The 14133-nt window shown below is 57.1% G+C and carries 12 protein-coding genes and 1 riboswitch; of the genes, 4 read left to right on the top strand and 8 right to left on the bottom strand.

The window, feature by feature from the left end:
* Nucleotides 1-391: 391 nt before the first annotated feature.
* From fba to ACOCD2_RS02345, 6 genes are all read right to left on the bottom strand, one after another.
* Nucleotides 392-1456: a class II fructose-bisphosphate aldolase gene (gene fba, locus ACOCD2_RS02370; protein WP_293644332.1), complete on the bottom strand. Its 1065-nt coding sequence runs from the start codon at nt 1454-1456 to the stop codon at nt 392-394.
* 75 nt (nt 1457-1531) lie between these two features.
* Entirely contained in the window at nt 1532-2980 is a 1449-nt protein-coding gene (pyk, locus tag ACOCD2_RS02365; protein WP_293644330.1) for a pyruvate kinase, read from the bottom strand.
* Between the two features lie 57 nt (nt 2981-3037).
* A complete protein-coding gene (locus ACOCD2_RS02360) occupies nt 3038-4219 on the bottom strand; it encodes a phosphoglycerate kinase (RefSeq protein ID WP_293644328.1) in 1182 nt (393 codons plus the stop codon).
* 122 nt (nt 4220-4341) lie between these two features.
* Complete coding sequence (gene gap, locus ACOCD2_RS02355) at nt 4342-5343, bottom strand: type I glyceraldehyde-3-phosphate dehydrogenase (protein WP_293644326.1); 1002 nt, start codon at nt 5341-5343, stop codon at nt 4342-4344.
* A 68-nt stretch (nt 5344-5411) separates the two neighbouring features.
* Nucleotides 5412-7403: a transketolase gene (gene tkt / locus ACOCD2_RS02350; RefSeq protein WP_293644324.1), complete on the bottom strand. Its 1992-nt coding sequence runs from the start codon at nt 7401-7403 to the stop codon at nt 5412-5414.
* Nucleotides 7404-7727: 324 nt separating this feature from the next.
* Nucleotides 7728-8303, bottom strand: coding sequence for a thioredoxin family protein (locus ACOCD2_RS02345; protein ID WP_293679536.1), 576 nt, complete (start codon nt 8301-8303; stop codon nt 7728-7730).
* Nucleotides 8304-8629: 326 nt separating this feature from the next.
* Here ACOCD2_RS02345 and metK point away from each other — a divergent pair, with 326 nt between their 5' ends.
* The 4 genes from metK to ACOCD2_RS02325 all read left to right on the top strand — a co-directional run bounded on the left by metK (nt 8630) and on the right by ACOCD2_RS02325 (nt 12954).
* Nucleotides 8630-9808 (top strand): methionine adenosyltransferase, encoded by a 1179-nt coding sequence (metK, locus tag ACOCD2_RS02340; RefSeq protein WP_293644320.1) that lies wholly within the window; start codon nt 8630-8632, stop codon nt 9806-9808.
* Nucleotides 9809-9822: 14 nt separating this feature from the next.
* A riboswitch (S-adenosyl-L-homocysteine riboswitch) is annotated at nt 9823-9901 on the top strand.
* A gap of 21 nt (nt 9902-9922) precedes the next feature.
* Nucleotides 9923-11317, top strand: coding sequence for an adenosylhomocysteinase (ahcY, locus tag ACOCD2_RS02335; RefSeq protein ID WP_293644318.1), 1395 nt, complete (start codon nt 9923-9925; stop codon nt 11315-11317).
* Between the two features lie 49 nt (nt 11318-11366).
* Entirely contained in the window at nt 11367-12239 is an 873-nt protein-coding gene (gene metF, locus ACOCD2_RS02330) for a methylenetetrahydrofolate reductase [NAD(P)H] (protein ID WP_293644316.1), read from the top strand.
* Nucleotides 12223-12954, top strand: coding sequence for a 16S rRNA (uracil(1498)-N(3))-methyltransferase (locus ACOCD2_RS02325; protein ID WP_293644314.1), 732 nt, complete (start codon nt 12223-12225; stop codon nt 12952-12954). Before metF ends, ACOCD2_RS02325 begins: the two co-directional genes overlap by 17 nt.
* Here the strand turns inward: ACOCD2_RS02325 and ACOCD2_RS02320 are convergent.
* A complete protein-coding gene (locus tag ACOCD2_RS02320) occupies nt 12934-13410 on the bottom strand; it encodes a chemotaxis protein CheW (RefSeq protein WP_293644313.1) in 477 nt (158 codons plus the stop codon). The two genes, ACOCD2_RS02325 and ACOCD2_RS02320, sit on opposite strands and share 21 nt — an antisense overlap.
* Nucleotides 13403-14133 (bottom strand): response regulator (locus ACOCD2_RS02315; protein ID WP_293652344.1); only part of this gene is annotated, 731 nt, incomplete at its 5' end. The genes ACOCD2_RS02320 and ACOCD2_RS02315, both read right to left, overlap by 8 nt.

The raw sequence follows: 14133 nt of genomic DNA, 5'->3' as shown, positions 1-14133 counted from the left end.
TCCGTGGTTACCTATTTGAACGTTTGGCCATATTCGGTAATCAAGCGGCAATAATGGGTGCATCATTGTCCGAACAACTACACTGCGGAAACGCCATCATATTTGGGCGGATAAACAAGTTCGGATTATTTCGCACATATTGGTAACCGGTGTCAAGGCCATTAATGTGCATAAAAAGCGCCCTTGTGGCGCTTTTATTCTTTGATGGAACTACAAAAAAGGCGCCTGGGCGCCATTTTTGTAGTCTCGGTCAGACTAGCCAGCTGACCTTGGTATCCAGCGGGCCCGACTCGTAGCCTTGCACTAATAAAGGGTCGGAGTCAAATCACGGGATTGGCTATGAAAACCAATCCCTTAAAATGATTTGACTCCGAGCCTGCGACTGACGGGATCAGCTGACTTTCGGGTCCAGCGAGCCGGACTCGTAACGCTTGTACATTTCCTCCAGGGAAATGGGTTTGATCTTGGAGGCATGGCCTGCTGAACCAAAGGCTTCGAAGCGTGCCTTGCAAATACCTGCCATGGCTTCGGTGGATGCCTTGAGGAATTTGCGAGGATCGAAGTTGGAAGGATTCTCGGCCATGTGGCGACGTACCGCACCGGTAGACGCCATACGCAGATCCGTATCGATGTTGACCTTGCGTACACCGTTCTTGATACCCTCGACGATCTCTTCGACAGGCACACCGTAGGTCTCGCCCATGTCACCACCGAATTCATTGATGATCTTCAGCCATTCCTGGGGTACGGAAGAGGAACCGTGCATAACCAGGTGGGTGTTGGGCAGGCGTGCGTGAATCTCACGGATGCGGTCGATACGCAGTACTTCACCTGTAGGTGGCTTGGTGAACTTGTAGGCGCCGTGGGAGGTACCGATGGCGATGGCCAGCGCGTCCACGCCGGTCTTCTTGACGAAATCTGCGGCTTCATCGGGATCGGTGAGCAGCTGATCCATGTCCAGCTTGTCATCGGAACCGTGACCGTCTTCCTCGCCCATCATGCCGGTCTCCAGGGAGCCCAGGCAGCCCAGTTCGCCCTCTACGGAAACACCACCGGCGTGCGCCATGTCCATAACGGTTTTGGTGGTATCCACGTTGTACTCGAAGGTGGATGGGGTTTTCATGTCGGCCATCAGGGAGCCGTCCATCATCACGGAGGTGAAGCCGGACTGGATGGAACGCAGGCATACCGCAGGCTCGGAACCGTGATCCTGGTGCATGACGATGGGAATATGAGGATACATCTCGGTCGCCGCAGTGATCAGGTGGCGCAGGAAAGGTTCGCCTGCATAGGAACGGGCGCCGGCGCTGCCCTGCATGATGACCGGGCTGTCCAGTTCATCGGCAGCCTGCATGATGGCATGCACCTGCTCCATGTTGTTTACGTTGAATGCGGGCATGCCGAAGTCGTGTTCAGCGGCATAGTCCAGTAGTTGACGCATGGAAATCAGAGCCATGATTCTCTCCTTTTCAGGTTATTTTGAATTCACTGTTATGGCCGGTGACTGCAACAGCTCACCGACCGCTGTATCTCACTCGCATTCAGGAACAAAAACATCCCCGACGCGCACAATTTTCATTACATTGGTGCCGCCTTCCACGCCGGACAGGTCACCCTTGGTGATGATCACCAGATCGCCATCACGCACCGCACCACGACGACGCAGTTCCTCGATCACCTCGATATTCGCCATTTGCGAATTGTAGCCTGTCACGTCGAAACTGACCGGATAGACACCGCGGTACAGGGTTACCTTGCGTCGCGTGGCAACATGAGACGTCAGGGCATAGATGGGAATACCGGATGAAATGCGCGACATCCACTTGGCAGTGGAGCCGGATTCTGTCAGTGCGGCAATGGCTTTTACGCCCAGGTGATTGGCCGTGTACATGGACGCCATGGCGATGGTTTCATCGATGCGCCCGAACATGCTGTGCAGGCGATGGTCGGATACCCGGGTGGCCGCCTGCTTTTCTGCTTCGGCACACACCCTCACCATGGCTTCCACCGCTTTGGCTGGATACTTGCCCGCTGCCGTTTCCGCCGAGAGCATGACCGCATCGGTACCGTCGATAACGGCATTGGCCACATCGAACACTTCTGCCCGGGTGGGTATGGGCGAATCGATCATCGACTGCATCATCTGGGTGGCCGTAATCACCACGGAGTTCATGGAGCGAGCCTTGCTGATGAGCATCTTCTGCACCGCCGGCAGTTCCGCATCACCGATCTCGACACCCAGATCCCCCCGGGCCACCATGATGGCATCGGAGGCTTCGATGATCTCTTCGATGGTGCCGAGGGCTTCTGCCCTTTCTATCTTGGAAATAATGCCGCCCTTGCCACCCGCTTCACGGAGAAGCTGGCGCGCCATGTTGACATCTTCAGCACTGCGCACGAAAGACACGGCCACATAATCCGCCTCGATGCTGGCAGCGAACTTGATGTCTTCCTTGTCTTTTTTGGTCAGCGCAGGCGTGGAAAGCCCGCCACCCTGTTTGTTGATACCTTTCTTGTCAGAAAGCGTACCGCCCACAGTGACCTTGCAGCGAACTTCGTGATCGATAACTTCTTCCACCCAGAGTACGATCTGGCCATCGTCCAGCAACAGCGTATCGCCCCGTGAAACTTCTTCCGGCAGCGCCTTGTAGGTGACGCTGACGCGTTCGGCGTTGCCGCTTTTCTTGCCCAGTGCGGTATCCAGTACGAACTGATCACCTTCATCGAGCTGGACAGGCCCGTTCTTGAACGATCCGATGCGGATCTTCGGTCCCTGCAGATCGGCCAGTACGCCCACCTGCCTGCCGGAGGCCCGACAGCGGTTGCGAATGGTCTCGGCGCGCTCTGCATGCTCCTCATGGGAGCCGTGCGAGAGATTCAGACGCACCACGTCCACACCGGCAGCGATTACCTCGTCAAGTACCTTGAGGTCGTCGGTGGCGGGTCCCAGTGTGGCTACAATTTTCGTACGTCTCGGCATATGTGGTCTCAGTCGATACTGCACCGGCCGCGACAAACGGCGGCCGGCAGGATGCAATCAGGATTTGGCGCGCTCTTCCAGCATGGCTACGGCAGGCAATTTCTTGCCTTCGAGAAACTCCAGGAAAGCGCCGCCACCGGTGGAAATATAGGATACACGATCCGCGATGCCGTATTTGTCCACGGCCGCCAGGGTATCTCCACCGCCGGCAATGGAAAAAGCATCGGATTCGGCAATCGCCAGTCCCAGGGTTTTGGTGCCCTCGCCAAACTGGTCGAACTCGAACACGCCAACCGGGCCGTTCCAGACGATGGTGCCAGCGGCCTTCATCATCTCGCCAAAGCGTGCTGCGGTCTCGGGGCCGATATCGAAGATCATGTCATCATCTTCCACTTCGTCCACTTTTTTCACCGTCGCTTCGGTATCTTCGGAAAACTCCTTGCCCACCACCACATCGGTCGGTACGGGAATTTCACCACCCTTGGCCTTGGCTGCTTCCATCAGCCGCTTGGCTTCGTCCACCAAGTCGGCTTCATACAGGGACTTGCCCACATTGTGACCGCAGGCAGCGATGAAAGTATTTGCGATGCCGCCGCCGGGAATCAGCTGATCCACAACCTTGGACAGACTTTCGAGTACGGTAAGCTTGGTGGAAACCTTGGAACCGCCAACGATAGCGGCCATGGGACGCTTGGGATTGTGCAGCGCCTTACCCAGGGCATCCAGCTCGCCTGCGAGTAGAGGACCGGCACAGGCGACAGGAGCAAGCTTGCCGGCACCATGAGTGGAGGCCTGGGCACGGTGAGCCGTACCGAAAGCATCCATCACATAGACATCACACAGGGCAGCGTATTTCTTGGACAGCGCCTCATCATTGGCCTTCTCGCCCTTGTTGAAACGGACATTCTCCAGCAGCACCACCTGGCCATTGTCCAGCTCGGGAGCTTTCTCCAGATAATCTTTCACCAGCGCCACTTCCTGGCCCAACGCTTCTGTCAGATAGTCCGCCACAGGCTTGAGTGAAAACTCCTCTGCAGGCTCGCCTTCCGTGGGACGCCCCAGGTGAGACATGAGCATGACCTTGGCGCCCTGGCCGATGCAGTGCTTGATGGTGGGTATGGAAGCGCGGATACGCTTGTCGGAAGTTACCTTGCCGTCTTTCACGGGAACGTTGAGATCCTGACGGATAAGTACGTGCTTACCGGCCAGATCGAGATCGGTCATCTTGATAACAGACATGCTGACATCTCCTGCTGGAATGTTGAAATTCAGAATATTTTGCAAAAGCACGGGCTTTTGCGAAACAGACTGGTGTGCTGAGGATACGGGGTGGAGGCATCCACCCCGTATTACCGTACCGCTTAGTTCTTGGCTACGTGCTCAACGAAACGCATCATGTTGCAGGTATAACCGTACTCGTTGTCATACCAGGAGACCACTTTTACGAAAGTGCCATCCAGTGCAATGCCGGCGCCGGCATCGAAGATGGAGGAAGCGCTGAATCCACGGAAATCGGTGGAAACCACTTTCTCGTCGGTGTAAGCCAGCGTGCCCTTCATGGAACCTTCAGAGGCTTCTTTCATGGCCACGCAGATGTCGTCATAGGAAGCTTCCTTGTCCAGCTCGACGGTCAGATCCACAACAGACACGTCAGAGGTGGGTACGCGGAAAGCCATACCGGTGAGCTTGCCGTTCAGTTCAGGCAGAACCACACCAACCGCCTTGGCTGCACCGGTGGAGGAAGGAATGATGTTCTCCAGGATGCCGCGGCCACCGCGCCAGTCTTTCATGGAAGGGCCGTCTACGGTTTTCTGGGTTGCTGTTGCCGCGTGAACTGTGGTCATCAGACCACGCTTCAGGCCCCACTTGTCATTCAGTACCTTGGCGACAGGCGCCAGGCAGTTGGTGGTACAGGAAGCGGCGGAAACAATAGCCTGACCTGCATAGGTTTCATGGTTTACACCATAGACGAACATGGGAGTGCCGTCCTTGGAGGGCGCACTCTGTACAACTTTCTTGGCACCCGCGTCGATGTGCTTCTGGCAGCTTTCTTCGGTGAGGAAGAAACCGGTGCAATCGATAACGATCTCGGCGCCAACCTCGTCCCATTTCAGGTCTGCAGGATCACGCTCGGCAGTCAGACGGATCTTCTTGCCGTCGACAACGAAGTTGTTGCCGTCAACGGAAACGTCCTTGGGGAAACGGCCATGTACAGAATCGTACTTGAGCATGTAGGCCAGGTAATCAGCTTCCAGCAGGTCGTTGATGCCCACGATTTCCACATCGGGGAAATCATTGGTTACTGCGCGAAATACCATACGGCCAATGCGGCCAAAACCGTTAATACCGACTTTGATAGTCATAAGTCTTCTCCAATATTATCCACAAAAATACCAAGCGGCGCTCTCCACGGGGAGAGCGCCGAAAATAATTACATGACGCCTTTGACCGCACCCACTACGTGTTCAACGGTGAAACCAAAGTGCGGGAACAGCTCTCCGGCAGGTGCAGATTCGCCGAAGCGATCGATACCCACTACCCGGCCGGTACCCACATACTTGTACCAGAAGTCGGTCACACCGGCTTCAACGGCCACCCGTGCGGTGACGCTGGGCGGCAGGACGGAATCCTTGTATTCCTGATCCTGCTCATCGAATACTTCGGTGCAGGGCATGGAAACCACACGGATCTTCTTGCCTTCGCCGGTCAGTTCCTTGGCGGCGTCCATGGCCAGAGCCACTTCAGAGCCGGTTGCGATGATGATCGCATCCGGCGTGCCATCGCAATCCTGCAGGATATAACCGCCATGGGCGATGAGGGACAGCTGATCATCGGAACGCGTCTGATGAGGCAACCCCTGACGGGAGAAGATCAGGCAGGAAGGCCCGCTCTTCTTTTCCACGGCACATTTCCAGGCAACGGCTGTCTCTACCGCATCGCAGGGACGCCAGGTGCTCATGTTGGGGATCAGGCGCAGGGTGGAAATCTGCTCGATAGGCTGGTGAGTCGGACCGTCTTCGCCCAGACCGATGGAATCATGGGTATAGACGAACAGGCTGCGAATACCCATCAGCGCCGCCATACGCAGCGCGTTGCGGGCATATTCGGAGAACATCAGGAAAGTGCCGCCGAAAGGGATGAAGCCACCGTGCAGGGTCACGCCGTTCATGATGGCGGACATACCGAACTCGCGCACACCGTAAGAAATATAGTTGCCGTCGGCAACCGTATCGGTGATGGTCTTGGAATCCGGCCAGGAAGTCAGGTTGGACGGCGTCAGGTCGGCAGAACCGCCCAGAAACTCAGGCAATGCCGCGGCATAGGCGGTAATGGCTTTCTGGGAAGCCTGGCGGGTAGCGGGGCTGGCGGCCGCTTCGTCAGTAGCCTTGATGTAATCATCTGCCACCTGCTGCCAATTGTCCGGCAGGTCACCGTTCATGCGGCGTTCGAATTCTGCAGCCAGCTCAGGGTAGGCAGCCTTGTAAGCGGCAAATTTCTCGGCCCAGGCGTCTTCAGCCGCCTTGCCTTTCTCTTTCGCATCCCAGCCTGCGTAGATTTCATCGGGGATCTCGAAGGGGCCGTATGGCCAACCCAGGTTCTCGCGGGTGGCCTTGATCTCTTCATCACCCAGGGGCGCACCGTGGCAATCGTGGGAACCGCACAGGTTGGGCGCACCGTAACCGATGACAGTCTTGCAGCAGATCAGGGTAGGTTTGTTGTTCACGGACTTGGCTTCGTGGATCGCCTTGTCGATGGCATCGGCGTCGTGGCCGTCAACATCACGGATCACATGCCAGCCATAAGCCTCGAAACGCTTGGGCGTATCATCGCGGAACCAGCCTTCGGTGTGGCCATCGATGGAAATACCGTTGTCATCCCAGAAAGCAATCAGTTTACCCAGGCCCCAGACACCGGCCAGAGAACAGCTCTCGTGAGAGATGCCTTCCATCATGCAGCCGTCACCCAGGAACGTGTAAGTGTAGTGATCGACAATATCATGACCTTCACGATTGAACTGGGCCGCCAGCGTGCGCTCGGCCAATGCCATGCCGATCGCGTTGGTGATGCCCTGTCCCAGCGGACCGGTGGTGGTTTCAACACCGGGGGTATAGCCATACTCAGGGTGGCCAGGGGTCTTGGAATGAAGCTTGCGGAATGCCTTCAGGTCATCGATGCTCAGATCGTAGCCGGTGAGATGCAGCAGGGAGTAGATCAGCATGGAGCCGTGGCCGTTGGACAGAACGAAACGGTCACGATCCGCCCACGCAGGATTGGAAGGGTTGTGTTTCATGTGGCCGTTCCACAACACTTCGGCGATATCCGCCATACCCATGGGTGCTCCGGGGTGACCGGAATTTGCTTTTTGAACGGCGTCCATGCTCAGAGCACGGATAGCATTGGCGAGATCTTTACGCGAGGACATAAGCCCCTCCCTATGATTTCAAGCTGATAGAAAACCCTCTCCCTCCAAACAGCAAATCTGGAAGGCCGGATTCAGAACATACGGGGACTAGCCTAGTCGTCCCCTTGAAAAACTATACTGAGTATTTAGAAAGCATAACGCTTGTAGCATCCCAGAAGCTACCGATGTTTTGAATATGCCCATAAACTAAAATTAGATTCGATTCTCCCAGAGATGCCTTTTTCGACTTAAAAACAACAGTTTTCATACTGTTAAGCAGCCTATCTCAACAAACAGCGCAATTGAACTTGCGAACGCCGCAACAGAATTATTTTCAGCAAGCCTTTATTCCCCAAGCCATTTTATAGAGCACCCCATGCTGGGAATCTGAACTTCGGGTCCCTTCCCTGTTTCCGCCACATGCTTCATGGCCTCGAACAGATCGCGACGGGCATCTTCGGTGCGGCCTCCTTGCGGCTGGCGTCCAGGCGCCCCCGGTACTGCCAGGCGCCCCCGGTACTGGAGCTGCAGATCGGCATTGTAGCCAAAGAAATCCGGCGTGCAGACTGCGCCATAGGCTTTCGCCACTTCCTGTGTGGCGTCGAGAAGATACGGGAAGGGAAAGTCTTTTTCCCTGGCAATCTTCTGCATGTTCTCGAAAGAATCCTCTTCATACTGGTGTGGATCATTGGACATGATGGCGACGGAATTGACGCCCAGTTCATGCAGCTCGCGGGTATCCCGCACCAGACGGTCGAGTACGGCCTTCACATAGGGGCAGTGATTGCAGATGAACATCACCAGCAGCCCCTTTTTCCCCCGGCAATCTTCCAGTGTCCAGACCTTTCCATCTGTGCCGGGAAGGGAGAAATCAACGGCAGGCTTGCCAAAATCACATACGGGTGTTTGCAGGGAAACCATGGCTGTTCTCTCGGAATTTGTTGTTCGATAGCCGGTTAGTTTAGCAACAGTGCCAACAAATAAAAAGTTGACAATTCTGCGAGGATAGCGATAATTCACGCCAATGCGCCAATTTGAACTCAGATTGCGGGCGCTTAAAAAATGCAGCTAAAGCGAGCTTCCGACACTAACGCCGAGAAACCCGTCTTTGCTGCGCAAGACGGGTTTTTTCATGTACAGGATGTACGTTATGCCGCGAGCACAGGGCACTGGAACTGTTCCAGACAATTCCAGTATTTCCTCCATCCATGGAGGTCAAGCGCAAGAGCGGCGCATAGGATAAATTTATGAGTGACTTTACCTTTACTTCCGAGTCTGTATCCGAAGGCCATCCTGACAAGGTTGCCGATCATATTTCAGACGCCGTTCTGGATGCCATCCTCGAGCAGGACGAGAATCCACAGCACGCCCGCGTGGCCTGCGAAACCATGGTCAAGACCGGCGCGGTCATCGTCGCCGGCGAGATCACGACCAATGCCTGGGTGGATCTTGACGAACTGGTGCGCAAGGTGATCTGCGATATCGGTTATACCAGCTCAGACGTGGGTTTCGACGGCAGCACCTGCGCCGTCATGTCTCTCATCGGCAAGCAGTCCAGTGATATCGGCCAGGGCGTGGACAGGGAAAAACCCGAAGACCAAGGCGCAGGCGACCAGGGCATGATGTTTGGCTATGCCACCAATGAAACAGAGGTGCTGATGCCTGCCCCGCTGACCTATTCCCATCTGCTGGTACAGCGCCAGGCGGAAATGCGCAAGAGCAAGGTACTGCCCTGGCTGCGCCCGGACGCCAAGAGCCAGGTGAGCATGCACTACAGCGACGGCAAGATCGTTGGCGTGGATGCCGTCGTGCTGTCAACCCAGCACGATCCCGATATCGAACTGGATGACCTTCAGGAAGCGGTGATGGAAAACATTATCAAGCCGGTACTGCCCAAAGAGTGGATCACCAAGGATACCCGTATCCACATCAACCCCACAGGCAAGTTCGTCATCGGTGGCCCGGTGGGCGACTGTGGCCTTACCGGACGCAAGATCATCGTCGACACCTACGGCGGCTCGGCCCGTCATGGCGGCGGTGCTTTTTCCGGCAAGGACCCTTCCAAGGTGGACCGCTCCGCAGCCTATGCCGGTCGCTATGTGGCCAAGAACGTCGTCGCGGCGGGGCTGGCGGACCGCTGTGAAATTCAGGTATCCTACGCCATCGGTGTGGCACAACCCACTTCGGTGTCCATCAACACCTTTGGCACCGGCAAGGTGGACGACAAGGTCATTGTGGAACTCATCAGCAAGCATTTCGATCTGACCCCCTGGGGAATCAGCCAGATGCTGGACCTGATCCGTCCCATCTATTGCCAGACGGCCGCCTACGGGCATTTTGGCCGGGAATACGACGAAGCGACCGGCGCTTTCAGCTGGGAGCGCACTGACAAGGCCGAAGCACTGAAAGCCGACGCCGGGTTGTAACCCCGCATTCACCTGCTGCCGAGGAGCGCTGCGACAGGATTTACCTGCCAGGCTCGGCACGGGCGTAACAGAGAAAAACGGCGCTCATCATTTGACATAGAACGAGGTTGAATCATGAGCAACGAAGATTACAAAGTAGCAGACCTGTCCCTGGCCGACTGGGGTCGCAAGGAAATCGCCATTGCGGAAACCGAGATGCCCGGCCTGATGGCGCTACGTGACAAGTACAGCGACAGCAAGCCCCTCAAGGGTGCCCGCATTGCAGGCTCCCTCCACATGACCATCCAGACGGCGGTTCTCATCGAGACCCTGACCACCCTCGGCGCCGAAGTGCGCTGGGCATCCTGCAACATCTACTCCACCCAGGATCATGCCGCCGCAGCCATTGCCGCGGAAGGCATCCCCGTGTTTGCCTTCAAGGGTGAAACCCTGACTGAATACTGGGACTACACGCACCGCATCATGGCCTGGTCCGATGGCGGCACACCGAACATGATCCTGGATGACGGCGGTGATGCCACCCTGCTCATCAACCTGGGTGCAAAGGCGGAGAAAGACCTGTCTGTACTGGACAACCCCAGCAGCGAAGAAGAAGTGCTCTACGCGGCTATCAAACAGCGGGTGGCAGACCAGCCCGGCTGGTATTCCAACATCCTGAAGAACATCAGGGGCGTTACCGAAGAAACCACCACCGGCGTCCACCGACTGTACCAGATGGCGGAAAACAACGACCTTCCCTTCCCCGCCTTCAACGTCAACGACTCGGTCACCAAATCCAAGTTCGACAACCTCTACGGCTGCCGTGAGTCTCTGGTGGACGGCATCAAGCGCGCCACCGACGTGATGATCGCCGGCAAGATCGCCGTGGTACTGGGTTATGGTGACGTGGGCAAGGGTTGCGCCCAGTCGCTGCGCGGCCTCGGCGCCACCGTCTGGATCACCGAAATCGATCCGATCTGCGCCCTGCAGGCGGCGATGGAAGGCTATCGCGTGGTTACCATGGACGATGCCGCCTCCCAGGCTGATATCTTCGTCACCGCCACCGGCAACTTCCATGTCATCGACCACGACCACATGGCGGCGATGAAAGACCAGTCCATCGTGTGCAACATCGGGCACTTCGACAACGAAATCAACGTCGCCAGCCTGGAGCAGTACCAGTGGGAAGAGATCAAACCCCAGGTGGATCACATCATCTTCCCCGACGGCAAGCGTATTATCCTGCTGGCTCAGGGACGCCTGGTGAACCTGGGTTGCGCCACCGGCCACCCCAGCTTCGTCATGTCCAACTCCTTCACCAACCAGGTGCTGGCGCAGATGGAGCTGTTCAACCAGACCGGCGAGTACAAGAACGAAGTCTATATCCTGCCCAAGAAACTGGATGAGGAAGTGGCGCGCCTGCATATCGACAAGATCGGCGTCAATCTCACCCAGCTCTCGCAGGTGCAGGCCAACTACATCTGCGTTCCCATGGAAGGCCCCTACAAACCGAACCATTACCGCTACTGAGGGCAGACCGCCGGGACAGCCAAAAAGCATCCCGGCGGCTGTTTCAAGCATGGACACATCAGACAAAGACACCCCCGCCATCAGCTTCGAGCTGTTTCCGCCCAAGACCGAAAAGGGCATGGAAAAGCTCAAGACCGTGGTGGGCGAACTCAACCACCTGAACCCGGAATATTTCAGCGTTACCTACGGCGCCGGCGGCTCCACCCAGGAGCGCACCTTCGCCACCGTGGACTGGCTGCGGGAACAGGGCATAGACACCGCTCCGCACCTATCCTGCATCGGGACGGACAAGGAAGAAATCCTGGAGATCCTGACACGGTACCGGGAACAGGGCATACACCGCATCGTTGCGCTGCGTGGCGACCTTCCTTCCGGCTCGGGGCTGGGCGGTCTTGGCGAACTCAACTATGCCAATGAACTGGTAGCGCTGATCCGCCAGTCTTTCGGTGAGGACTTCCATATCGAAGTGGCCGCCTACCCCGAATTCCATCCCCAGGCGGAAAATGCACTGGCAGACCTGGATAACTTCAGGCGCAAGGTCGAAAGCGGTGCGCACGGCGCCATCACGCAGTATTTCTACAGCGCCGATGCCTACTGGCGTTTTCTCGACGACTGCAAACAGCGTGGCATCGACATCCCCATCGTGCCAGGCATCATGCCCATCACCAACTACAGCTCACTGGCGCGCTTCTCGGACGCCTGCGGCGCGGAGATCCCGCGCTGGATCAGAAAACGCCTGGAAGCCTACGGCGACGACCTGAGCAGCATCCAGGCTTTTGGTGCCGAAGTGGTCACCGCACTTTGCCGGCAACTGCTGGAAGGCGGCGCACCCGGACTGCATTTCTACACCATGAACCAGTCCGGCAGCGTACTCGAGATCTGTTCGGGCCTTGGAATAGCCAGCGGTGCGTCTGCCACGTAACTGGGTGCCGGATCCTTTGGCTGCAGGCTCGGACCTGCAGCTTCCCGCCAACGTTGCCCGCCATCTGCGGCAGGTGCTGCGCATGCAGACCGGCCAGGAGATCATCCTGTTCAACGGCCAGGATGGCCGGGACTATCGGGCCCGGCTGATACAGGTCGACAGGAAGGCGGTGAGCGCCACCATCATCGGCGCCACAGAACCGGAGCCAGACCCCAGGCTGTCCATTCGGCTGGCACTGGGCATCTCAAGGGGAGAGCGTATGGATCTGGCCATACAAAAAAGCGTGGAACTGGGTGTGCAGCAGATCACGCCCCTATTTTCCGAACGCACCCAGGTCAGGCTGAGCGGCCCGCGCCGTGACAAACGCATGCAGCACTGGCAGGCCGTGATCATCAGCGCCTGTGAACAATCCGGCCGCCGCAGGATTCCCGAACTGCACCCCGCAGAAAGCTTCTCGTCCTGGCTGGAACAGCGGGAGGAAAACGTCCTGTTCATGGATCCCGATGCGGTTACCGGCCTTTCCGGTATCGTAAGACCCACTTCGGAGCTGTGCTTTCTGATTGGCCCTGAAGGGGGCTTCAGCGAAGCGGAAAGAAAAGCGGCGCTGGCTGCGGGCTGCAGAGCCGTACGCCTGGGGCCGAGAATACTGCGCACCGAAACAGCACCACTGGCAGCAATTGCTGCCGCTCAGGCACTATGGGGTGACTTTCTGTAACAGCGCCCCGAGACGGTCGAGATCCGGTATCAGCGCTTCCAGGTCCTGCACCTTCACCCGGTCACTGATAGGCCAGTCATCAGGCCAGGGTTCACCATCCAGCACTTCCAGCGTTTCTTCGTTGAGACTCACCAGACGCGGCATACCTGTAGCTTCGATACCCATGAAAGGCGTTTTCAGCTTGTCAGAAAAGACATGCACGACGATGATGCGCTTGCGCCCGCGCTTGCCTTCCCGCTCCACACCCAGCACCCGCTCCATGGAAACCAGCGGCAGCACCAGGTTTCGCCAGGAAAAGCTGCCCAGTATCCAGCTGGCATCCGCAGCACTTTCACTGACTTCACGGTAGCCCAGTATCTCGATCACCGCCGAGGACGGGAGCAGCAGTGGCATTTGCCGTTGCGGTATCAGCAGCCCCTGAAAGTCAGTGGCGGCGCCTGTATCAACGCTATGCATCGCTATTCTCCGCCAGCAGTGTGTAGATGTTTTCGAGCAAATCCGCTTCCTGGTAGGGCTTGCCTAGGTAACGATTCACACCCAGTCTCATGGCACGTTCGCGGTGTTTTTCACCGGTACGCGACGTAATCATGATAATGGGGATATCCGCCAGGTTGGGAGTATTGCGAATATGGCGCGCCAGCTCATAACCGTCCATGCGCGGCATTTCGATATCCAGCAGCATGACGTCCGGCTTGGCCTCCTGCAGCACGGTAATGGCGTCCACGCCATCCCTCGCAGTCAATACCTGCATGTTGTGGCGCTCCAGCAAACGGCTGGTGACCTTGCGAACGGTAATGGAATCGTCCACCACCATGACGGTAATGCCGGCCGTCTCCTCTTCCTGTTCCACGATGGGCGCCTGGGTCAGTACGTCGGAACGCACCAGCGCATTCACATCCAGCAGCAGGGCTATCTTGCCATCCGCCAGGATCGTACCGCCGGTGAACCAGCGCACGCCGCTGAGTTGCGCACCAATGGACTTGACCACGATCTGGTAGTTACCCAGCAACTGATCGACCTGTATGGCCATGCGTTGCTCACCGGCTCTGACCAGCAGCAGTGGATACCATTTCACGTTGTCCTGAATCATCGGCTCAGCGATACCCAGCATCGCCCCGAGATAACGCACCGGGTACTGGTGACCGTTGTATTCGATACCTTCGCTGTAGCCGCTGTAGC

The sequence above is a fragment of the Thiolapillus sp. genome, from assembly GCF_048562965.1.
GTDB classification, from domain to species: Bacteria; Pseudomonadota; Gammaproteobacteria; order Chromatiales; family Chromatiaceae; genus Thiolapillus; species Thiolapillus brandeum_A.
Note: the sequence above shows the minus strand (reverse complement) of the source record. Positions and strands in the feature narration are given on the sequence as shown.